Here is a 23,264-nt window from a genome sequence, read left to right on the forward strand (position 1 = left end):
TGCATGCATGCCGTATCTGGAACGTCAAGGGGAAGTGTTCGTTGTCTACCTCGGGACCGAGGGACAGACCGATAGCGAAAACCGCTTTCACCCCGATTGGATCGATGAACTCCACGGGCTGCTGGACAAGGTCGAGAGCTCTGAGGGTCCTGCCGCGTTGGTGACCACTTCCACGGGGAAGTTCTACAGCAATGGTCTGGATACAGACTGGTTGTTCAGCAACCCGGACAAGACGCACAGTTATCTCGACCGGGTGCACTCGGTCTACACCCGTTTGCTCACCTTCCCGATGCCGACTGTCGCGGCGATCAACGGACACGCTTTCGGCGCGGGCGCCATGCTGGCGACCGCACACGATTTTCGTGTGATGCGTGCCGACCGCGGTTTCTACTGCTTGCCCGAGGTACATCTGGGCATGCCGTTTACTGTCGCGATGAATGCCCTGCTCACCGAGAGGTTGTCCAATCAGGTCTGTGTACAGGCGATGACCACCGGTCACCGTTACCCTGCCGACGAGGCGATCGCCGTGGGCATCGTGGACGGGAAGGCCGAAGCTTCCGTGCTGCTCGCGACCGCGATCGAGCGGGCCGCGGCATTGACGGGCAATCGTAAGCCGAACTTGCCGGTGATAAAGCGCGCATTGCACGCGAAAGCGCTGGCAGGCCTCGCGGTACCGACCACCCCGGAGAACCTGACGTTCACGGCGGGCTGAGCAGGGTGCGTAACTCCGGTGGACCGGCGTGGGGCGCGCCGGTTCGCCGGGCTGATGCGAGACTGTGTTGTATGCCACCCTCGTGCAGTGGATACCGGGAATCAGACCCGGACGACCACGCAGTGTTCTCGGCTGCCCGCAGCGATGCTGTGATCGTCGCCGCGTCCGCCGAGCTGATCGCGCTCTCGCATGCCATCCACGCCGAACCTGAACTGGCGTTCGAGGAGCATCGCAGTGCCGCCAAGATCATCGCCTCGCTCGCCGAACGTGGTTTCGAGGTCGAGACCGGCATCGCCGAGCTGCCGACGGCCTTCCGAGCCAGGTATGGCAATGGAGCGCTGACCGTGGGGATCTGCGCCGAATACGACGCCTTACCAGAGATCGGGCATGCCTGCGGGCACAACATCATCGCGGCCGCTGCGGTGGGTGCGGCACTCGGACTCGCTGAGGTCGCCGACGCACTGGGCATCACGGTACTGGTGTTCGGTACGCCGGCCGAGGAGAGCGGCGGCGGCAAGGTGCTCTTGCTGGAGCGCGGGGTATTCGACGACGTCGCGATGATGATGATGGTGCATCCGGGGTCGGCGGACATCGTCGGTGCTCGTTCGTTGGCGCTCGCCGACCTGTCGGTGACTTTCCACGGGCGGGAGGCACACGCCAGTGCGGCCCCGGAGCAGGGGCGCAACGCGGGTGACGCGAGCACCGTCGCGCAGGTTGCTATTGGTTTGCTAAGGCAGCATCTTCTGCCCGACCAGCAGTTGCACGGTATAGTCGGGCATGGTGGCGTAGCCCCCAATATCGTGCCCGGATATGCGGAATTGCTGTATTACTTACGCGCAGCCGATTCCGCATCCCTCGATAATCTGCTGCGACGAGCATCGGCCTGCTTCGAGGCAGGCGCTCTCGCGACCGGCTGTACCCACGAGATTCGGACACTCTCGCCGACCTACACCGAGTTGACCCCGGATCCGGAGTTACTACTTGTTTACCGCGAGCAGATCATCGCATCGGGACGTGTGCCGATAGCCCCGGAGCTCGAGGCACAACGGCCGCTGGGCAGCACGGACATGGGCAATGTCACCAATGTCATTCCGGGTATTCACCCGGTTATCGGCATAGAAGCCGATGGCGCGGTGCTGCACCAGCCAGGATTCGCCGCGGCGAGTGTCAATGCTTCAGCGGATCGGGCGGTCCTCGACGGTGCGGCCGCGCTGGCACGTACCGCAATCGTTGTCGCGCGCGATGAAGTCCATAGGGACAGATTGTTGCAACGGTTGGTTCAACGACAGGAGGACATTCGGTGAGCATAGTCAGCCGTTCGTCGGCAACGGAGCCGATAGCGGGCACCTGGGGAGCCACGGAGAGTTCTGGAAACTCTGTGGTGCCTGGTATCAGGAGATCCGGGCATGAAGTGGTGCAGTCGTGGCTGGCCGATCACGCCGACGATCTCGTGCAGTGGCGCAGGCACATCCATGCGAATCCGGAACTGTCCCGTACCGAGTTCGGTACCACCGAATTCGTCTCCTCGTGGCTGGCCAAGGCGGGCTTGGAGTCGCGGGTGCTTCCTGGCGGAACCGGTTTGATCTGCGATATCGGTCCGGATGGGCCACGGATCGGGCTGCGCGCCGATATGGACGCGTTGCCGCTGCAGGAGTTCACCGGGCTGAGTTTCGCCTCCACGGTGCCGGGCGTGACGCACGCGTGCGGTCATGACGCGCACACCTCGATCCTGCTCGGCACAGCTCTGGCGCTGGCCGAGGTGCCTGAGCTGCCCGTCGGTGTCCGGCTGATCTTCCAACCCGCCGAAGAGGTCATGCCAGGCGGTGCGATCGACGTGGTCGCTACAGGTGCGATGACGGGGGTGGAGCGGATCTTCGCACTACACTGCGATCCTCGTCTCGAGGTGGGGCAGGTCGGAATTCGCGTCGGTGCGATCACCTCGGCCGCCGACACCATAGAACTTGTGCTCGACTCGCCGGGTGGTCACACTTCGCGCCCACACTTGACCAGCGATTTGGTCTATGCGATCGGCACAGTGATCACGGGTCTGCCCGGCTTGCTCAGCCGCCGTATCGACCCGCGCACCAGCACTGTCATGGTGTGGGGTGCGGTCAGTGCGGGTAAAGCGCCGAACGCTATTCCGCAGACCGGCATGCTTACCGGAACTATCCGGACCGGCGATCACACGACCTGGTCGTTGTTGGAGCCGATGGTCCGCGAAATTGTAGACGGACTGCTCGCCCCCACAGGCGTGCGTTACCAGCTGAACTATCGGCGTGGCGTGCCACCGGTAGTCAATGATGTGCATTCCACCCGTATGTTCGAGGAAGCGATCCGTGCGCTCGGCCCGGATGCGCTGGCCGACACCACGCAATCCGGCGGTGGCGAGGATTTCTCCTGGTATCTGGAGGAGGTTCCTGGCGCGATGGCGCGCCTGGGCGTCTGGTCTGGTGAGGGGGAACAGTTGGATCTGCACCAACCGACCTTCGATCTGGACGAGCGGGCGCTCGAGGTCGGTGTTCGGACACTGAGCAATATCGTGCTCCGGGCACACTGAGCACTATCAGTGCTCCGGGCACACTGAGCACTATCAGTGCTCCGGGCACACTGAGCACTATCAGTGCTCCGGGCACACTGAGCACTATCAGTGCTCCGGGCACACTGAGATCTCCTCGCCGATCCGGTTGTCGTACTACCGGGCGCAGTGATATTCGCCATAGTGGCGATTTCGTCACAGGGTGGGCCCATTGCGCGGCAACCCGATGGACACCAGCAGCGGCTACGGACTTCGCGTTTCGCGACGTGCGATCAACTGAAGTGCCCCGGCCCCACATTACGACTGTTGCGGGTGCGCAACGCGTGTACGTACTTTTCTGGTGCTCCTGCCTTCTCGGCCGCGTCGGCGATGACGCCGAGATAGCGGGCCGATGGCAGGCCGCCTTCATAAGCATCCAACACGTAGAGCCAGGCCAACGTGGGTTCGTCGGTGCCGCGGGTGACGCGCAGGCGGATTTTCTTGTGGATCCCGAAGTCCGAGCCCTCCCAACGGTCCAGCCGTTGTTCGTCCTCAGGGGACACGTCGTAGAGCACGACGAACACGCGTGAACCAGGGTCCTCGACGACTGTCGCGAGCGGCCCTTCCCAGCCGATGTCGTCACCAGCGAAGGTGAGCCGCCAGCCTTCCAACCAGCCCGTCCCGGACATGGGTGAGTGCGGACAGCGCTCGAGCATCTGCGTTGAGTCCATGTTGGACCCGTAGGCGGCATAGATCGGCACGACAAAAGAGTAGCCAATAATCTCCGCGGACTGCGTTTGATTACCGCACCTGCGGCGTAACACCCGTCAGGGATCTGGTTCGCACGGCAGTGACGTGAACGGAGGTGCGAGGTGGTTGCCGGATAACGTCTATCTCGTGCCGGAGATCCCGGTGCGCAGGCACGAGCGGAGGTATCAATGACCCGCATCGCGATCATCGGCGGTGGACCGGCCGGCTACGAGGCGGCGTTGGTAGCCGCCCAGCACGGGGCGTCGGTGACACTGATCGATTCCGACGGCATCGGCGGGGCATGTGTGCTGTGGGATTGTGTCCCTTCCAAGACATTCATCGCTTCGACCGGCGTACGTACCGATCTACGCCGCGCTCGCGGTCTCGGAATCACTCTCGATCCGAATCAGGCACAGGTGCAGCTGCCCGAAGTGAACGCGCGGGTGCAGGCGCTGGCACTGGCGCAATCCTCGGACATCCGTTCGAAGCTACAGACCGTCGGGGTGACGGTATTGTCAGGTCGCGGCGAGCTGATCGATCCCACTGGTGGTTTGGCCGCGCACCGAGTGCTGGCCAAGCTGGCCGACGGTGCGCAGCAGACTTTATCGGCCGAGGTGGTGTTGATCGCTACTGGCGCGAGCCCCCGTGTGCTGCCTGGTGCTGAACCGGATGGTGAGCGCATACTCAACTGGCGTCAGCTCTACGACCTGGAGAAGCTGCCGGAGACCTTGGTGGTGGTCGGTTCCGGCGTGACGGGCGCCGAGTTCGTCTCCGCGTATACCGAAATGGGCGTGCGGGTGAAGCTGGTCTCCAGTCGCGACCGGGTGCTGCCGAGCGAGGATGCCGATGCGGCGCTCGCCCTGGAAGAGGCGTTCGCTGAGCGCGGCGTCGAATTGGTCAAATACGCGCGTGCCGATGCCGTGGAACGTACTGCCGATGGCATTGTGGTCAAGCTGTCCGACGGCCGCACCGTCTCTGGTTCGCATGCGCTGATGACCGTCGGTTCGATACCCAACACCACGGGGCTCGGGCTGGAGCGGGTCGGTATCGAGCTGGACAGCGGTGGCTATCTACGAGTGGACCGAGTATCGCGCACTTCGATTCCCGGCATCTATGCTGCGGGGGACTGCACCGGTTTGTTGCCCTTGGCCTCGGTGGCCGCAATGCAGGGACGTATCGCGATGTACCACGCGCTCGGCGAAGGCGTCAGCCCGATCCGGCTTAAGACCGTCGCTTCCGCGGTATTCACTCGGCCGGAGATCGCGACCGTCGGTGTCAGCCAGACCGCGATAGACAACGGCGAGGTGCCCGCGCGTACAGTGATGCTGCCGCTGAACACCAATCCGCGTGCCAAGATGTCCGGGTTGCGACGCGGTTTCGTCAAGATCTTCTGCCGTCCTGCGACTGGAGTGGTGATCGGAGGCGTTGTCGTCGCACCGATCGCCTCGGAGCTGATTTTGCCGATCGCGCTTGCGGTGCAGAACAATCTGACGGTCAACGACCTGGCTCAAACCTTCTCGGTGTATCCCTCGCTCAGCGGTTCGGTGACCGAAGCCGCACGCTTGCTGATGCGCCACGACGATTTGGGCTGATCGCCGCCGCGAAATATCACCGGCACGATGCGCGAAACTGATGACGCGGAATTGATGACATCGTCGGAAAACATTTTGGTATGCGCTGAGCCCAGCGGGCTTGGGCTCTCTTGTCACCCTTGACTATTCGTCACGTTGCTCATCATGCGTGCATGTGGTTCACTCCTCGGCAGAGACGCGATCGGAGGGCGGTCGCGAGGTTCGGCGTGGGGGATATGTCCTTTCCAAATAGGCACGGCGAATGACTCGGATCGTTCGACGGTCAGGCGTCTCACCCAGAGACAACTGAATGTGACCGATCAGGTCGCATCCGGGAAGGGATCGCGAAAAGTGAAACATCGTAAGCCGAGCCGGGCACAGCGAGTGATGGCGAACAGCTCGCTGCCGCTGGCCACAGCGGCTGCAGTGGCTACTCTCTTCGCTGCGCCGGCGGGGGCGGCTCCCAACGACCAGCCGACCACGCCTGCGACGCCGGCTCCAGCGCAGCCGGGTGTGAGCGAGTCGCCGAGTACCCCGGAAACGCCGGCTCCGGCGCAGCCGGGTGTGAGCGAGTCGCCGAGTACCCCGGAGACCACTCAGCCGCAGCCGAACAAGCCGGAGTCCGGGCAGGAGCCGCAGCAGCCGGACAGCACACCGACGCCGAGCCAGCCCGGCATCACCACTCCGGATTCGAACCGGGCTCTGTCCGAGCAGGAGGACGATCAGGAACTGGCAGAGCCCACTCAGCCGGGGGTGACTACTCCGCGAATCGCTCCGTTGCCGGTTCCGGGTCGTTCGGCGGAGAAACCGCGGCCAGGGACCCTGTCGGAGCAGGCCGCGCCGGAGTCGGGCGGCCAGGCCGAGGAGGATACCGAGAACGCCGAGGCCGCTGAGGCCGACGATGAGCGGCAGCCGGAGAATTCCATGCTGGTGCAGCCGCAGCAGCCGCGCTGGGAGGCGCCGCGCCTGGAGGAGGCTCCGCCCGCTCCGGTCGTGGAGATGACCGGTCCGCACGCTGAGCTCGGCGCGAATATCGACGGCGGGACTCTACTGCCCGGTCATGTGGCCAATACTCATCACTTCGGCAACGATGCGGGTTACGTCGGAACCATCGGCTATCGCACTCCGACGGGCGCGGGCGAGGCAGGTGTCTCGGTGGAGTTCGTCGACCCGAACACCATCAAGCTGACCACCTATACCGGTGGCGAGGGGGTAGAGGACAACAGCACCGCTATGGTGCTCGATACCACTCAGCTGAACATGGCCAGGGCGGCGGTGGAGAACTGGATCCGGGAGCAGCCGGGTGGCGCGGTGGCATTAGAGGCCGCCGCAGCGGTCAGGCTGCCGCTGCAGCCGGGTGAACTCGTACCGCAAACCATCGAGGTGGGTGGTGTCATCACCCAGTGGGGTGGTTCACTCCAGTACTGATAGTACTGACACGAATCGATTTCGATGGGTGGGGCGGTCGTTCACGGCCGCCCCACCTGTGTGTCCTGGAAAGGATTGGGTGTGGCTTCCGAGGGTGATGCGAGGGAGAACGAATCCGACCGGTCCAGCTCGGAGTTCGGTCCTCCGTTGGGGGAATTCGGGCCGCCGGTTTCCGCGTTCGGGCCGTCGATGGGCGATGATACTGGTCGGCGTTGGCAAGTAGCGCAGCAGCAGGCCGACCACCCTGAACTCATTTGGCGCCCAGCGGGTGAGCCAGACGCGCCATCCGCACTGCCCCCGCAGCACCGCGCTCCGGATGCCACGGGCAACGTCGAACAATCTGCCACGTCATCTTCGCCCGCCCAGCCCGAGCAGTCTGCCACTGCGGCCGCGCGTCCGCAGCCCGTTGGCGGGGAGCGGGACGCGTGGTGGAACCGGCCGACCGCGGAGGGGGATGTGCCCAAGCCTCCCCTGTCCACCGAGCCGGGCCTGTCCTGGGCTGAGGACCCGATCGCCATGCGGCTGGCATTGCGCGCCCAGGCGGCGCCCGAGTCCGCACCGCGTTCCGGTTTCTCGTCCCGGTGGGTCGTGCTCGGTATAGTCGCGGCGATCGTGGTGTCGATCGCGTTGACCGGGACCGTCATCGCGCTCTCCAGTAACAGCGACGATACCGGCGCCGCTTTTGGATCGAGTGGTACTACGGCGGCGTTGAGCTGCCCATTCAGCCAGACCGGCGCGGTCACCATTGGTAATGGTTCGGGCGGCACCGACACTGGTCCAGACGCCATTCTCGGCTTCCAGCATGCTTTCTACGTCGAACGCAGCGGCGAGCGGGTCCGGCAATTCGTCGCCGAGGATGAAGAGAACATCTCGGTCGCCGAAGTCATCCAGAAGGGCATCGACGAACAGGTGCCGGTCGGCACCACACATTGTCTACGGATCACCGAGTTGACTTCCGATACCTTCGATGTCGATGTGACCGAACACCGACCCGACGGAACCACCACGGTGTACCGGCAGACAGTCACCACGGTGAACCGGAATGGCAAGTTCCTGGTCTACGCGATCTATCTGACCAAAAAACGCCCATAGTGAAAATCGAGTTCGCCACGTATCGATATCAGATCATGGGATGAATACTTAGAATTCTGATCGAAGTGTGCGACAGTGGGATATCGCGTACCGCGGCGTTCTCTGGAGGTCTTCTATGTCGTCGACTATCCCACCGCTGGCAAGCAAGTTGGATGGGCTGCACAGTTCGGCGATTCGTGACCTGTTGAAGCTGACCATGCGGGCCGAGGTCGTGAGCTTGGCCGGTGGCCTGCCAGATGCCGCGTTGATGCCACGTGAGCGACTGGCCGCCGCCGCGGCTGCCGTGTTGAGCCATCACGGGTGCTTGCAGTACACCGAGTCGTCAGGATGGGGGCCGTTACGTGAGGTGCTCGCGCAGCGGGAGTCGGACGGGCTCGGCCGCTCGGTGGGAACCGCCGAGGTGTTCGTGACCCATGGATCACAGCAGGCATTGTCGCTACTGACCGAAGTACTACTTGATCCAGGCGCGTTGGTCGTGGTCGAGAATCCAGCGTATATCGGTGCACTGCAAGTCTTTCGGGCTGCGGGTGCCCGCATCGTCGGGGTGCCGTTGGATGCCGAGGGCATGTCTACAGAGGCGATCACGACGCTGCTCGCCGCGGGCGAGCGGCCGGCCGTGGTGCATACGGTAAGTAATTTCCATAACCCTGGTGGGGTGACCATGAGCTTGCGGCGCCGTACGGAACTAGCCCGGTTGGCGGAGGAATACGGCTTTTGGGTGATCGAAGACGACCCGTATGGTGAGCTGTGGTTCGATAGCCCTGTACCTGTTTCGGTGGCATCTTTCGCGCACAATGTCATACGGCTGTCCAGTACGTCGAAAATCCTCTCGCCGAGTCTGCGCGTGGGCTGGATGGTCGCACCAGAACCGGTCTGCCGCGCGGTCGAGCTGCTGAAACAGGGTGCCGACCTGTGTGGTTCGGCGCTCACCCAGCAGATCGCCGCCGAGCTGCTCGCCGATGCGATGTGGCTTACCGACCATATCGACCATGTACGCGGGGTCTATGGTGCGCGGGCGAAGGCGCTCACGCACGCTACGCGTACCAGGTTCGGCGATCGTGTGCGGTGTAGCGATGCGGCGGGCGGGATGTTCGTCTGGGTCGATTTTCTCGACGGCACCGACACCGACTGCCTGTTGCCGCAGGCGCTCGCCGCTGGTGTCGCCTATGTTCCCGGTTCCGCTTTCTCGGTCGATGGTGGGTACCGCAACTCGATGCGGATGTGTTTCGCCACCTCCGATGCGCCGACATTGGAACTGGCGATCGATCGTCTCGCGTCTGCGCTCGGATAGCTACTCGGCCACTGCCTGCTCAGTCGATCCGGTGGTGTGTGGGTTCGCTCGCCGCGGCTATCGCATTGCCGGAGCCCCTCGCTATTAGCATAAGAAATGTTGCCAACTGATAGCTGCAAGTGGGGCGTATTCGGTCGCGGCCGGTCGGGCGGCGGCGATTCATCTAGCCTGTAGAGGAAGGCTCGATCGGACAAATCCGTATCGGCTGGAGGAGTCGGGCATGGTCATCAAACCGAATGCGGAGTTCCTCGGTCCGGAGCAGCGAAGAGCGGCCTGGGAACGTTTCGGCAAGGATCATTTCGATATGGTGGTCGTCGGAGGCGGGGTGGTCGGGGCAGGTATCGCGTTGGATGCGGCGACCAGAGGATTGCAGGTCGCGCTGGTCGAAGCGCGTGATCTCGCGGCGGGTACCTCCAGTCGGTCTTCGAAGATGTTCCACGGTGGCTTGCGATATCTGGAACAGCTGGAGTTCGGATTGGTGCGTGAGGCACTGCGAGAACGCGAGCTTTCGCTATCCAGACTGGCGCCGCATCTGGTCAAACCACTGCGCTTCTTGTATCCACTGACCCATCGGGTCTGGGAGCGGCCTTACGTGGCGGCGGGCCTGGTCCTTTACGACTCGATGGGTGGTGCCAAATCTGTCCCCGGTCAACGACATCTGACTCGCGCGGGCGCCCTGCGGCTGGCACCTGGATTACGGCGCAATGCTCTGGTCGGCGGGGTCAGCTACTTCGATACGGTGGTCGACGATGCGCGCCACACCATGATGGTGGCGCGTACGGCCGCCCATTACGGCGCGGTGATTCGTACGTCCACCCAGGTGGTCGGTTTTCTGCGGGAGGCTGACCGAGTGGTCGGCGTACAGGTGCGCGATACCGAGGACGGGCGTTCGGGCCAGATCCGCGCTCATGTGGTGATCAACGCGACCGGCGTGTGGACCGATGAAGTCCAGGCCCTGTCGCATCAGCGCGGACGGTTCTATGTGCGCGCTTCCAAAGGTGTGCACATTGTGGTGCCCCGCGATCGGATCATCAGCGACGCCGCGATAATCCTGCGCACCGAGACCTCGGTGTTGTTCGTCATCCCGTGGGGCGCGCACTGGATCATCGGCACGACCGATACCGAGTGGAACCTCGACCTGGCGCATCCGGCGGCTACCAGGGCCGACATCGACTATCTGCTCGAGCGGGTGAACCAGGTGCTGGTCACGCCGCTCACGGCCACCGATATCCATGGAGTGTACGCGGGTCTGCGCCCGTTACTGGCGGGAGAGAGCGACGAGACTTCCAAGCTGTCGCGCGAGCACGCCGTCGCTCGGGCCGCGCCAGGACTGGTCGGTATCGCGGGCGGTAAGTACACCACCTATCGGGTGATGGCCTACGACGCGGTGGACGAAGCCGCGCAAGATATTCCGGCTCGGGTCTCACCATCGATCACAGCGAAGGTGCCGCTGCTCGGCGCAGACGGCTATTTCGCGCTGATCAACCAGACAGTGCAGTTGGCCGAAACGTACGGTGTGCATCCGTACCGGATCAAACACCTATTGGGTCGATACGGTTCGCTGATCGATGAGGTCATGTCCTTCGCCGAGGGGAAACCCGAACTAGTGCAGCCGATTACAGACGCCCCGGCTTATCTGCAGGTGGAGGCGGTGTATGCGGCAGCGGCCGAGGGCGCCTTGCACCTGGACGACATCCTCGCCCGGCGAACCAGAATCTCGATCGAATACCCGCATCGGGGCATCAACTGCGCCGAGCAAGTGGCGCGGCTGGTCGCGCCTGTGCTGGGCTGGGATGAGGAGCAGATCGATCTGGAGGTCCGGATATACCAGGCACGAGTCGGCGCGGAGATCCGCTCGCAGACCCAGCCGGACGATATCTCCGCCGACGCTCTGCGGATCGCGGCCCCCGAGCCACGACAGCAGATCCTGGAACCGGTGCCGCTCGAGAGCTGATCCCCTGCTACCGCGCGTGCTCGGTGCGATCGGGTCAGGTAACTGGGGTGGGCTGGCAACGGGGGCAGAAAAAAATGCCGCGTTCCCGCGTTGCCACCCGGTCGTAATCGGGTGCGGTGTCACCGAGCAGTCCGGCTACCAGTGGGGCACCGCAGCGCTGACACGGGCGATCGGCACGGCCATAGGCCAACGGGCGTCGCGGAGGTTTACGGATGGCTTCGGTGAGCACCCGATGCGCCTCATTGACCAGTGCGAGCAGGTCCGGCACTGCCGCGACGGGAGTAGCGGGGTGCACCCGGCGCAGGAAACAGACCTCACTACGATAGATATTGCCGATACCTGCCAGATTGCGCTGATCGAGCAAGGCGACGCCGATCGGCTGACTCGGCCGCTGCTCCAGCCGCCGGACTGCCTCGGTCGCATCCCAATCCGGACCGAGCAGATCGGGACCGAGTCGCTCGACGATCCGATGCTCATCGCGCACTCGCACCACCTCGACGGTGCTCAACGAGAACCCTACGGCCTCCACTTCTTCGGTGCTCAGCACGATCCGTGCAGTGACCCTGGGTTTGGACCAGCGTTGTCCACAATGGAACACATGCCAGCTGCCCTCCAGCTTGTGGTGCGTATGCACGCTCACCGTCGATGTCCGGATGAACAGATGCTTGCCATAACTGCCGACACTATCGACCACCTGACCGCACAGATCTGTGTTCGCATACCGTTGAACTCGAAAATCGCTGCGCATCAAAGTTTTTCCAGCTAAAGCCGTACGCAGGCGTTGGGCAGTCAGATAAACGGTGTCTCCTTCAGGCATACCGTGATCCTGGTGTGGGGACAGTGGTCTCGGCGCACCGGCTCGAGCCGGAACTAGCTATGACCAGATCGGTCGAGGACGCCCATGCGGACCATGCGCGGCCGATACCGCTCGTAGTCTGGACAACCATTTCGTCGAGTACCTCCTCGGTCGGCCGACTGGGTCGAGGTGGGGCTGTTCATGGGTGGCTGCGCAGGCGAAGACCGCGCGGGGTTGCGGTAAAGCCCGCTTCGATGAGAAATCCGGCGCCGACATTGCCGTGCACAGTATCTCCGTTGATGCGGTCTACCACCAGTGCGCTCACCCGGCGCCGTCGGACCAGGTCGGCGAGTGCATGCGCCGCATCGCGGCAGGCATCGAGTTCCTCGGTGAAGGTCAGCAGGGATTTGCCGCCCCGTTCCAGATAGAGAACCAGCTCCCCGTTGATCAGAACGACCAGCGCCCCTGCTTTGCGCCCTGGGCGATGTCCGCTGTCGATATCGCTCTTGGGCCAGGCCAGTGCGGCGCCGTATGGATTGGCGGGATCGCACGCTGCCAGCGCGTGCACAGTGCCCGCCCGCTGTCCGGACACGGGGCGGATGCGCTCGGTATCCAAGGAGCGTAAGCGGTCTACCACATCGGTAGTGGAGAACTGGGCGCCGCCGAGGGAGTCGACGAAATACCCGCGGCGGCACCGGCCACGATCCTCGAATTCGGTCAGCACCCGGTACATCAGTGCGAATCCGCCCGGCACCGCTTCGTTCTGTACCGACCCCCTGGTCAGTACTCCATAGCGCTCCAGAAGCAGATCCGCGCTCGCATGCGCGCGCACGGTGGTGTCTGATACTCGATCGGGGAGCAGAGACCATCGGCCGGCTACCACGGGCGGACCGGAGCGGGTCGGCATGCTCGGCCGGGGAAGATAGGCGCGCGCGCGTGGTGCGCGCCGGGGCGTGCGGTGCGCGGCGGTAACCCGTGTTGTTCCGGCCAGTCGCGCACGCACCGGCGCGAATGTATCACCGGAAACCCGGCCCGCCCAGACCAGTTCCCACAGCGCGGCGACCACCGCGGAGTCGTCCACCGCGGCGGTGGCGTCCGCGAGTTGCCGGAAGAAGAACGCACCGCCCGTACGGGCAGGCCGATCAGCGGCTGGATCGATGCGCGCACCGCTGCTTTGGGCTGCTGCGGCGAGCCCATCCAGCACTACCGGCGGGTGCCCGGCCGGACCGAGGGGTGTCCTTGGCGCAAAATCCGCACCGAGTGCGCCGAGCAACCGTAGTTGAGTATCCGTGTGGTCGATATTGTCCGGCAGTGCGAGAGTGAATGGGGCCTGCTCAGTCAGGTGCAGGGCGACCCAGCCGTCCTTCGCGGTAAGGGCGCCGTGACCGGACCAGATCACATCGCCTGCCGCCATGAGCTCGTCCAGCATGGCCGGGGTGTAATCGGGTACCCGCGCGGGCAGGATGAGCGATTCCCAGGCCGATGCCGGAAGCGGAACGCCGGCAAGCTGCTCCACGACTGCCGCCACGCCGTCGATAGCGCGCAGTTCTCCGGTGCCGACGTGTTGCCAGGATGGTAGGAAGCGGCTGAAAGCGGCGGTCGAGACCGGCTCGACCTCGTGCCGTGCGGCGGCGAGCGACCGGCGGCGCAGCCGGCGAAGCACCTGCGGGTCGCACCACTCCGAACCCGTAGCTCCTGGTGTGAATTCACCCTGTGTCAAACGTTTTTCGGTCACCAGCCGATGAAGTGTGGCGGCGACTACAGCGGTGCCGAGCCCGAACCTGTCCGCGACCGTTTCGGTGCGGAAAGGGCCATGGGTGCGGGCATAACGGCCGAACAGATCGCCGAGGGGATCGGCCACCGGCTCGATGAACGCCGACGGGGTGCCGAGCGGTAGCGCCACTCCGAGCGCGTCCCGTAGCCGGGCCGCGTCCTCCATCGCAACCCACCAGGTGTGACCCGCAAACGAGACCTCCAGTGCGCGACGCGAGGCGATGAGATCGGTGAACCACCCGGTCGGGTCCGCAGCGCAACGCTCGGCAGCCTCCGATGCGGTGAGCGGCCCGAGCAGCCGCAGCAGGTCCGCCAGCCCCTCGGCATCCCGCGCATAGCGTTGTGCGGTGATCCGCTGCAATTCCCGCTCGATCTGTTCGACCACCGAGGCATCGAGCAGATCACGTAGTTCGACGCGACCCAGCAGTTCGGCAAGCAGGCTCGAGTCGAGCGAGAGCGCGGCGGCGCGACGTTCGGCCAGTGGGCTGTCACCGTCGTACATGAACTGACCGATGTAGTCGAACAGCAGAGAGTTCGCGAGTGGCGACGGCGCCGCAGTCTCCACTTCGACCAACCGCACCTGACGCCGTGCCACCCGGCCGAACAGCTCGCGCAGTGACGGTAGATCGTAGACGTCGCGCAGACATTCCCGCACCGTCTCCAGCAGAATCGGGAACTCGGGGAACTTCCGGGCTACGTCGAGCAGCTGGGCCGAGCGTTGCCGCTGCTGCCACAACGGGGCCCGCTTGCCCGGATCGCGGCGCGGCAGCAGCAGTGCGCGTGCGGCGCACTCGCGGAACCGGGTGGCGAACAGCGCCGATCCGCTCACCTGCTCGGTGACGATCTCGTCGATCTCGTCGGGCTCGAAGACGAACAGCTCGGCGCCGGGCGGATCGTCGGTGGTGTCGGGCAGGCGCACGACGATGCCGTCGTCGGACGCGTTCGGCGCGGCGTCTACCCCGAACCGCTCACGCAGTCGTGCCCCGATGGCCAACGCCCATGGCGCGTGGACCGGCAGTCCGTAGGGCGAGTGCAGGACCAGCCGCCAGTCGCCGAGTTCGTCGCGAAACCGCTCCACCACCAAGGTGCGGTCGGTAGGCAGCTGCCCTGTCGCGGTGCGCTGTTCGTCCAGCAGAGTGATCAGGTTCGCGGTCGCGTTGTCGTCGAGACCGGTCGTCCGCATATCGTGCGCGTTGCCCGCAGCTATAGAAGCTGTGCCGGATTTTCGCTGTTTTGTTGTTCGCGCGCCGGTAGCCTCAGCCGCCATAGTGGTGAGTTTCTGCCCGGTCGTGCGCACGAACTCGCCGAGTGCCGCGCCGAGTTCCGCAGGGCGACCGAGCCCGTCGCCATGCCAGAACGGCAACCGGCCCGGCTGTCCGAATGCCGGTGCCACCAGCACCCGATCGAAGGTGATCTCTTCGATCCGCCAGCTCGTCGCCCCGAGCGCGAACACATCGCCGACCCGAGACTCGTAGACCATCTCCTCGTCGAGTTCCCCCACTCGCGAAGCCTTCTCTCCGACCATGTACACCGCGAACATGCCGCGGTCGGGAATCGCGCCACCCGAGGTCACGGCCAAGCGCTGCGCGCCGGGTCTGCCGATCAGCGTCCCGGCGTCACGGTCCCAGATCAGCCGGGGCCGCAACTCCGCGAACTCCTCGGAAGGATAGCGTCCGGAGAGTAGGTCGAGTACCGACTCGTAGGCCGAGCGCGGCAGCGCCGCATAGCTTCCCGTGCCACGGACGACGTCGAACCACGTGTCGACATCGACCGGGTCGAGCGCGCACGCGGCAACGGTCTGCTGAGCGAGGATGTCGAGCGGATGCGCCGGTATCCGGACCGCCTCGATCCGGCCCGCCGTCATCCGCTGCGCCGCTACCGCGCAGCGGACGATGTCGGTGCGATGCTTCGGGAAGATCACTCCACGCGAGATCTCACCGACCTGATGCCCGGCTCGCCCGATCCGCTGTAGCCCGCTCGACACCGAAGGGGGCGCTCCTACCTGTACCACCACGTCGACCGCGCCCATGTCGATACCGAGTTCCAGGCTGCTGGTCGCGACGACGCACCGCAGCCGCCCGCTTTTGAGATCGTCTTCGATCAGTGCGCGCTGCTCCTTGCTGACCGAACCGTGGTGTGCTCGTGCCAGCAGTGGTTCGGCGCCGTGGATCACCTCGGTGGACGGCCCGAGCTGAGCGGGCGGCCCGTGCTCGGTTGGCGTCGGTGCGCCGAGCCGTGCCGCGTAGGCCTCGTTCAGCCGGGCGGTGAGGCGCTCGGCCAGCCTGCGCGAGTTCGCGAATACGATTGAGGATCGATGCTCCAGCACGAGGTCGACGATCGCCTCGTCCACGTGTGGCCAGATCGACCCAGGCTGGTCGGATTCACCCGGCTCGGTCATATCCGCTACGGGCACTCGGATCGAAAGCTCGAAAGTCTTCGGTGCGGGCGGCGCGACCACTGTGATCGGTGCGGCGCCGACCAGGAACCTCCCGATTTCCTCCGCGGGTCGCACGGTAGCGGATAGGCCGATACGTTGCGGCGCCCGTTCGGTCAGCAGGTCGAGTCGGGCCAGCGACAGTGCCAGGTGGGCGCCGCGCTTGCTCCCTGCGATCGCGTGTACTTCGTCCACGATCACCGTGCCGACCTCACGCAAACTGTCCCGCGCCGCAGAGGTGAGCATGAGGAACAGCGACTCCGGAGTGGTGATCAGGATATCCGGCGGGGTGCGCAGCATAGACCGCCGGTCGGCGGCACTGGTATCACCGGAACGGACCCCGACAGTGATATTCGGCGGCTCCAGCCCCAAGCGTTCGGCAGTCTGGGTGATGCCGACCAGCGGTGACCGTAGATTGCGCCGCACGTCCACCGCGAGCGCTTTCAACGGCGACACGTACAACACGGAAGTGCCGGTGCGCTCGCCGGACGGCTTTCGGGTAGCCAACTGGTCTATCGCCCAGAGGAACGCCGAGAGCGTCTTGCCGGACCCGGTCGGTGCGATGACGAGCGTGTGCTCGCCCGCCGCGATCGCCTGCCACGCCCCGAGTTGAGCGGATGTCGGCGCGGGGAACGCTCCGTCGAACCACTCCTGGGTGGGGCGGGAGAACCTGGTCATGGCATCAGTGTGCATCGGGTGACCGACAAGTACGCCGGTACCGCTGGTTGGTGCGGTATGAGTGGCTCGACGGCAACTGGACCGTACCCTGCTATGGATGCGGAAGGTGCTCAGACTCGACTTGGTCAGCCATGGCATCACCGAGGCGATGCGCAAGGCGCGCTTTCCGGGTGACGAATCGCTTACCGAGGCGGGCCGCCGGTCGTTGTCAGGGTCAGGCCGGCCGATAGGCAGGAAGGTGCGCACCGGTCCAGAGCGCCGGACCGTAGAGACCGCTGTCGCCCTCGGGCTGTCCGGCGCACCGGACCATCGGCTGCGCGATCTGGACACGGGCGCCTGGCGTGGTAGAGAGCTGGGGGCATTGCCTCGGGACGAGTTGTCCGCGTGGCTCACCGACCCCGGTTTCCGCGGACACGGCGGAGAGTCCGTGATGGACGTCATCGAGCGGACCAGGTGCTGGATGGCTGAGGTCGCCACGCAGGAGGTGCCCACCATCGCGGTCACCCACCCGGCGATCATCCGGGCCGCGCTGCTGGTGACCCTGTCCGCCCCGCCGAAATCGTTCTGGCGCATCGACATTTCACCCGGAAGCAGCACCCGTCTGCACTATCGTGGTTCGTGGACGCTGCACGGCATGGCTTAGCGGAGTCGTGGTCGAACACGACGCGGTCGAACAAGGAGCCCTCGTATGCGAATCCTCGGATCCGACTACCCGCATATCGATCTGCGTGAGGCGAATGTCCTGGTCACCGGGGGTGGCCGTGGTATCGGCCGAGCCACTGCGGAACTGTTCGTCGCCAAAGGCTCTCATGTCGTGCTGGGGGATGTGGACAAGCCGGCGGCCGAAGCGGCGGCAGCCGAGATCGGTGCCATCGCCCATGAACTGGATGTTCGCTCCCGCAGTCAGTGGGACACGGTGCTTGCTGCGATGGGCAGGGTCGACATCCTGGTCAACAACGCGGGTGTCATGCCGGCGGGCGCCTTCCTGAATGAGCCGGACATGGTCGGGCAGGCCACATTGGACATCAACCTGTGGGGTCTCATCCACGGCATGCGGGTTGTCGCGCCGGGTATGGTGCGGCGCCGTCGCGGCCACATCGTCAATGTCGCCTCCTTGGCGGGCAAGGTGCCGGTCCCCGGTCTGGCTGTCTACAGCGCGAGCAAGTTCGCGGCTGTCGGACTCTCGGCGACAACTCGGCTGGAGTTCGCCGGACAGGGGGTCAGTGTCAGCTGTGTCCTTCCTTCCGCTGTGCGCACCCGTCTTTCCTCGGGGCTGACACTCGGACGCGGCATGCCGACTGTCGATCCGGAGGATGTCGCTGCGGCGATCGTGCGCACCTGCGCCACCCGTAAGGCCGAAGTGGCTGTGCCGAGTTATCTCGGCCCGGTGGACATTGCGCTCGCTGCGGTGCCGGAACGCGCCGCGCACTTGGTCCGAAGGCTGTTCGACGGCGATCGTGCGCTATATCCGGCCGATGAGCGGACTCGTGCGGAGTACGAGCGGAAGATTCGTTCACTCAGTTGACGCCTACGCGCTCAGCGCCGAACCGGCCGTACCCGGCGGCGCACGAGCAGCCGCACCGCTGAACTATCCGGTTTGTGGGATGGGGCCGGCCATTGTTATTCGCACTGCTGCTCCGGGACATCGGCTCAGAGCAGTGAATGCCATGGCACTGTCGCCTACCTCACATGGTGCATAGGTGGCGTCTACTCGCACCGTATAGGGTTGAGCAAAATGCTATATACCTAGATCAACAGTTGTGCGTCCAGATCTCTGAATGCAGGATATCCACACCAAGTGCTCAACAATGTGAGGCGCCTGATCGGTGCCGAGCAGACGGATGGATCTGTATGACCGAACTCGCTGACCGCGATCTGATCGCAGCGCCTGATGATCTCGCCGACCGCTATCGGCTCGCCGACCGCTATCGGGTCGGGGGGCGCACTGCGGTCCTCACCGGTGTCCAGGCCATCGCCCGGCAAATATTCGAGCAACATGCGCGCGATCTGCGCGCAGGCAAGCGGGTTGGTACGTTCGTATCGGGATACCAAGGCAGTCCACTCGGCGGTGTGGACAAGATGCTGGCCGGAATGCCGGATGCCCTCGCTGAGCACGACGTCGCCTTCGTCCCAGGATTGAACGAGGAACTGGCCGCGACCTCGGTGTGGGGCAGTCAGGCCGATCTGCCCGCCGACGTCATGACCCATGACGGTGTCATCGGGGTCTGGTACGGCAAGGGGCCAGGACTGGACCGTGCGACCGATGCTCTGCGCCACGCCAATATGTACGGTGCGAATCCGCGTGGTGGCATGCTGCTGCTGGTCGGCGACGACCCGGCCGCGAAGTCCTCCACCGTGCCCGCCGCCAGCGAGCGCTCGCTGGCGGCGCTGAACATCCCGGTGTTGTTTCCGCGCAATGCCCGCGAGATCATCACCATGGGTATGCATGGGGTAGCCCTGTCGCGTGCCTCGGGATGCCTCGTGGCGCTGAAGGTCGTTGCCGATGTTGCCGACGGCGCGTGGACGGTCGGCGGTTCGGTCGGTGACATCGACATAGTGGTGCCCGAGATCGAGTGGGAGGGGCAGCGATTCCGCTATCGGCAGCGCCCGATGGCCGCGCCTGCCGACAGCCTGCTCGCCGAGGCGGACCTCTACGGTCCGCGCTGGGCGATGGTGCAGGCATACAGCATGCGCAATGAACTGGATGTGCTCGAGCTGAACCCGGCCCGCGCGACAATCGGGATCGCCGCCACGGGAACGACCTTCGACGCGGTCCGGCAGGCGCTGGTCGATCTCGGCGCCGATGACAACGCCTTGTACCGCGCGGGTGTTCGGCTGCTGCGCATCGGCATGCCATATCCGCTGGCCCCCGAACGAGTTCGGGAGTTCGCCGCTGGACTGTCCCGATTGGTCGTGGTCGAGGACAAGACGCCTTTCCTGGAGACCCAGATCCGGGACATCCTGTACGGTACCTCCAGCGCGCCCGAGATCGTGGGTAAACGCGATGACGTAGGTCGACCGCTATTCGCTCAGGACGGTGAACTCACCTCAGGGCGTATCGCCGCGCCATTGCGCCGAGTACTCGATGGCTTCCTCGAGCTGCGCCGTCCGCTACCACAACCGCTGTCGCTGTCGGTGCTGCCCGCCACCCGCGCACCTTATTTCTGTAGCGGCTGTCCGCATAATCGCTCCACTGCCGTGCCGGAAGGTTCACTGGCCGGTGGCGGTATCGGCTGCCATACCCTGGTGACCGTGTCGGGTCGCGCCGACAGCAAGGTCACCGGCCTGACTCAGATGGGCGGCGAGGGTGCGCAGTGGATCGGCCAGGCGCCGTTCACCGATCTGCCGCATCTATTCCAGAACATCGGTGACGGCACATTCTTCCATTCCGGCCAGCTCGCCGTGCAGGCATGCGTCGCAGCGGGGGTGAACATCACCTTCAAACTGCTGCACAACGATGTCGTCGCGATGACAGGCGCGCAGCACGCCGAGGGAGCGCTCACGGTACCGATGCTCACACACAAACTCACCACCGAGGGGGTGCGGCGGATCATCGTCTGCGCCGACGAGCCCGAACGCTACCGCAAACGCGATCTCGCTCCTGGCGCGTTGCTCTGGCATCGGGATCGGCTCGACGAAGCACAGCGCGCCCTGCGTGAGACCCCCGGTGTCACAGTGCTCATCTACGACCAGCACTGTGCCGCGGACGCGCGCAGGCAGCGCAAACGCGGCACATTGCCGACGCGCCGGACCAGGGTGGTCATCAACGAGGCGGTGTGTGAAGGCTGCGGTGATTGCGGCGTGCAGAGCAATTGTCTGTCGGTCCAGCCGGTGGACACCGAGTTCGGCCGGAAGACCAGGATCGACCAGACCTCCTGCAATACTGACTACAGCTGCCTGAACGGCGACTGCCCTTCGTTCGTCACCGTCGAGCTGCCCGACCCGACTGACGCCAAGGCGAACAAGCGCTCCGGGGTATGGATCGAGCCGCCGCGGCTACCGGAACTTCCCGGCCACCTGCCGGCATCGACCCAGAACATCTTCCTCGCCGGTATCGGCGGAACCGGCATCGTCACTGTCAACCAGGTGTTGGCTACCGCGGCGTTGCGCGCTGGGTATGACGTCGCCGGACTCGATCAGATCGGCATGAGCCAGAAGGCGGGCCCAGTGGTCTCCCATCTGCGTTTCGCGCGCGGCGACCTGGAACCGGCAAACCGGCTCTCGCCCGCCTCGGCGGACTGCATTATGGCCTTCGACCTGCTTACCGCTACCGATGCCAAGAATCTCGCGTATGGCGCGAAGACGGTCACCGCCGCCGTGGCATCGACCAGCAGGACACCGACCGGCGATATGGTATACGACGCGTCGGTGGCTTATCCGGACGAGCAGCTGCTGCTGGACCGTTTGGCGAGAGTCTCCCGCGCGGTGCGTGCGTTCGACGCGCTGGCCGCGGCCGAAGCGCTGTTCGGTAATACCACCACCGCCAACTTTCTGTTGGTCGGCGCCGCCTATCAAATCGGTGGTCTACGGATACCCGCCACGGTGATCGAGGAAGCCATCACGGTCAACGATGTAGCGGTCGAGGCGAACATCGCCGCGTTCCGCTGGGGTCGCGTCGCGGTGGCCCGACCCGACGAGTTCGCCGCGGCCACCGCGGCGACACGTCGCGCGGAAGCCGAGATCGATGTTCCGGAAGGACTTTTCGACGGATTCACTGCGACAGGAGAGACCAGGCGGCTGGTCGAGTTGCGCGCGCTGGAGCTGGTCGGCTTCCAGAACGTGAAAATCGCTCGTACGTATGTGCGGACGATGCAACGGATCTGGGATGCCCAGCGTCGGGTCGGCGACCGCACCGAGTTCAGCGAGCAGGTGGCGCGCGGACTGTACAAGTTCACCGCCTATAAGGATGAGTACGAGGTGGCACGGCGGCTCACCGCCCCTGATTTCTTGGCGGATGTCGCTGCCCAGTTGCCTACAGGTGCGAATCTGACCTATCAGCTGCACCCACCGATCCTGCGTGCTCTGGGGCGTGGGAAGAAGATCGGCTTCGGTCCGAGAAGTCATATCGCCCTACGTGTACTGGCCAAAGGTAAACGTCTGCGCGGCACTACGTTCGACCTGTTCGGCTATAGTCGCGTGCGCCGGGTGGAGCGTGCCTTGCGTGACCACTACACCGCGATGGTGACCGCTCTCGCCGATACTCTCGCCGAAGCGAACTACGATCGCGCCGTCGAGGTTGCGGGTCTGCCTGATCTCGTCCGAGGTTATGAGGACGTCAAGCTCGCCAATGTGGCGGTCTACGTCGATCGTCTGCGCGATCTCGGTATCGAGCCGCCACGTTATTAGAGCGGCTTGATGGTGGTTCGGAGTGCCGCGCAGAAGCTGCCGAGGTGATGTTTGGGCTGCGCTCCAGCGCGCTATAGTCCAGAATCAATGTATAGATTATTCCTATTTATATAGAATCTAGACATGGCGTTGAGTATCAAGCATCCCGAAGCGGATCGGCTGGCGCGTGAACTCGCGGCCCGAACCGGAGAGACGATGACTGAAGCGGTGGTCATTGCCTTGCGCGAGCGGCTCGCCCGGGAAACCGGGCGGGCACGTTCGGTACCGCTGCGTGCTGAGTTGGCCGCGATCCGCCGCAGCTGCGCTGCGCTGCCGGTTCTCGACAACCGCGGCGCCGAAGAAATCCTTGGCTATGACCGCCGAGGTCTGCCGTCCTGATGGTGATCGATACATCAGCTGTCATAGCCATGCTGACCGATGAATCGGACGCACCTCGCTTCGAAGCCGCGATCGCGGCCGACCCCGTTCGATTCATGTCTACCGCGACCTACCTGGAGACCTCGATCATCATCGAAAGCCGCTACGGCAATGCCGGTGGCCGAGAGTTCGATCTGTGGATGCACCATGCGGCTGTCGACTTGATCGCAGTGCATCCCGAACATGTCCATGCGGCACGGCTCGCGTACCGCACTTACGGTAAAGGCAGCCATTCAGCGGGATTGAACTATGGCGACTGCTTCTCTTACGCTTTGTCCAAGGTCAGTGGCGAACCGCTCTTGTTCAAGGGGAACGATTTCCCGCACACCGATATCACCCCCGTGGTACTGCCCGAGATCGGCGTCGAAGACGAATAGACAGTCTGGACACGACATAGTGGTCCAGCCGACCGGCAGTCCTCGACCTCGACCCGATCCGCCCCTCGCGGCCGATGAGGCCGCAAGGGGTGGATATCTATAGGGACTGCCATCCGGTCGGCATCGGTCA

16 protein-coding genes are annotated in these 23,264 nt (G+C 64.6%); 13 read left to right on the plus strand and 3 right to left on the minus strand.

Annotated elements, in window-relative coordinates:
- The first annotated feature begins 7 nt into the window (after positions 1-7).
- From ACX4ZE_RS10795 to ACX4ZE_RS10805, 3 genes are all read left to right on the plus strand, one after another.
- A complete protein-coding gene (locus ACX4ZE_RS10795; RefSeq protein ID WP_480273224.1) occupies positions 8-712 on the plus strand; it encodes an enoyl-CoA hydratase-related protein in 705 nt (234 codons plus the stop codon).
- Between the two features lie 71 nt (positions 713-783).
- Positions 784-2,016, plus strand: coding sequence for a M20 family metallopeptidase (locus ACX4ZE_RS10800; protein WP_480273225.1), 1,233 nt, complete (start codon positions 784-786; stop codon positions 2,014-2,016).
- A 107-nt stretch (positions 2,017-2,123) separates the two neighbouring features.
- Complete coding sequence (locus tag ACX4ZE_RS10805) at positions 2,124-3,269, plus strand: M20 family metallopeptidase (RefSeq protein WP_480273318.1); 1,146 nt, start codon at positions 2,124-2,126, stop codon at positions 3,267-3,269.
- A 251-nt stretch (positions 3,270-3,520) separates the two neighbouring features.
- On the opposite strand, the gene ACX4ZE_RS10810 is transcribed toward ACX4ZE_RS10805, so the two are convergent.
- Entirely contained in the window at positions 3,521-3,988 is a 468-nt protein-coding gene (locus ACX4ZE_RS10810; RefSeq protein WP_480273226.1) for a gamma-glutamylcyclotransferase family protein, read from the minus strand.
- 177 nt (positions 3,989-4,165) lie between these two features.
- Here ACX4ZE_RS10810 and ACX4ZE_RS10815 point away from each other — a divergent pair, with 177 nt between their 5' ends.
- From ACX4ZE_RS10815 to ACX4ZE_RS10835, 5 genes are all read left to right on the plus strand, one after another.
- The gene (locus ACX4ZE_RS10815) at positions 4,166-5,569 is read left to right on the plus strand and encodes an NAD(P)H-quinone dehydrogenase (protein ID WP_480273227.1); all 1,404 of its coding nucleotides are present in this window, start codon (positions 4,166-4,168) and stop codon (positions 5,567-5,569) included.
- Between the two features lie 330 nt (positions 5,570-5,899).
- On the plus strand, positions 5,900-6,976 hold the full coding sequence (locus ACX4ZE_RS10820) for a hypothetical protein (RefSeq protein WP_480273228.1): 1,077 nt from the start codon (positions 5,900-5,902) through the stop codon (positions 6,974-6,976).
- Positions 6,977-7,057: 81 nt separating this feature from the next.
- Positions 7,058-8,068 carry a DUF8176 domain-containing protein gene (locus tag ACX4ZE_RS10825; protein WP_480273229.1) on the plus strand — a complete coding sequence of 337 codons (1,011 nt, stop codon included), beginning with the start codon at positions 7,058-7,060 and terminating at the stop codon, positions 8,066-8,068.
- A gap of 115 nt (positions 8,069-8,183) precedes the next feature.
- Positions 8,184-9,359, plus strand: coding sequence for an aminotransferase-like domain-containing protein (locus ACX4ZE_RS10830; protein ID WP_480273230.1), 1,176 nt, complete (start codon positions 8,184-8,186; stop codon positions 9,357-9,359).
- Between the two features lie 220 nt (positions 9,360-9,579).
- Complete coding sequence (locus ACX4ZE_RS10835; RefSeq protein WP_480273231.1) at positions 9,580-11,313, plus strand: glycerol-3-phosphate dehydrogenase/oxidase; 1,734 nt, start codon at positions 9,580-9,582, stop codon at positions 11,311-11,313.
- A gap of 34 nt (positions 11,314-11,347) precedes the next feature.
- On the opposite strand, the gene ACX4ZE_RS10840 is transcribed toward ACX4ZE_RS10835, so the two are convergent.
- Together ACX4ZE_RS10840 and ACX4ZE_RS10845 are read right to left on the minus strand one after the other, a co-directional pair.
- Positions 11,348-12,130: a DNA-formamidopyrimidine glycosylase family protein gene (locus ACX4ZE_RS10840; RefSeq protein WP_480273232.1), complete on the minus strand. Its 783-nt coding sequence runs from the start codon at positions 12,128-12,130 to the stop codon at positions 11,348-11,350.
- Between the two features lie 178 nt (positions 12,131-12,308).
- Positions 12,309-16,994: an ATP-dependent helicase gene (locus ACX4ZE_RS10845; RefSeq protein WP_480273233.1), complete on the minus strand. Its 4,686-nt coding sequence runs from the start codon at positions 16,992-16,994 to the stop codon at positions 12,309-12,311.
- Between the two features lie 97 nt (positions 16,995-17,091).
- Here ACX4ZE_RS10845 and ACX4ZE_RS10850 point away from each other — a divergent pair, with 97 nt between their 5' ends.
- The 5 genes from ACX4ZE_RS10850 (at position 17,092) to ACX4ZE_RS10870 (ending at position 23,134) form a co-directional block, all read left to right on the plus strand.
- On the plus strand, positions 17,092-17,637 hold the full coding sequence (locus tag ACX4ZE_RS10850; RefSeq protein WP_480273234.1) for a histidine phosphatase family protein: 546 nt from the start codon (positions 17,092-17,094) through the stop codon (positions 17,635-17,637).
- A gap of 45 nt (positions 17,638-17,682) precedes the next feature.
- On the plus strand, positions 17,683-18,519 hold the full coding sequence (locus tag ACX4ZE_RS10855; RefSeq protein ID WP_480273235.1) for an SDR family oxidoreductase: 837 nt from the start codon (positions 17,683-17,685) through the stop codon (positions 18,517-18,519).
- Positions 18,520-18,845: 326 nt separating this feature from the next.
- Positions 18,846-22,340, plus strand: a complete 3,495-nt coding sequence (locus ACX4ZE_RS10860) for an indolepyruvate ferredoxin oxidoreductase family protein (protein ID WP_480273236.1) — start codon at positions 18,846-18,848, stop codon at positions 22,338-22,340.
- A gap of 123 nt (positions 22,341-22,463) precedes the next feature.
- Positions 22,464-22,718 carry a type II toxin-antitoxin system VapB family antitoxin gene (locus tag ACX4ZE_RS10865; protein WP_480273237.1) on the plus strand — a complete coding sequence of 85 codons (255 nt, stop codon included), beginning with the start codon at positions 22,464-22,466 and terminating at the stop codon, positions 22,716-22,718.
- Positions 22,718-23,134 carry a type II toxin-antitoxin system VapC family toxin gene (locus ACX4ZE_RS10870; protein ID WP_480273238.1) on the plus strand — a complete coding sequence of 139 codons (417 nt, stop codon included), beginning with the start codon at positions 22,718-22,720 and terminating at the stop codon, positions 23,132-23,134. The genes ACX4ZE_RS10865 and ACX4ZE_RS10870 overlap by 1 nt, the downstream gene beginning before the upstream one ends.
- Positions 23,135-23,264 lie beyond the last annotated feature (130 nt).

The sequence above is a fragment of the Nocardia sp. TBRC8007 genome, assembly GCF_056629435.1.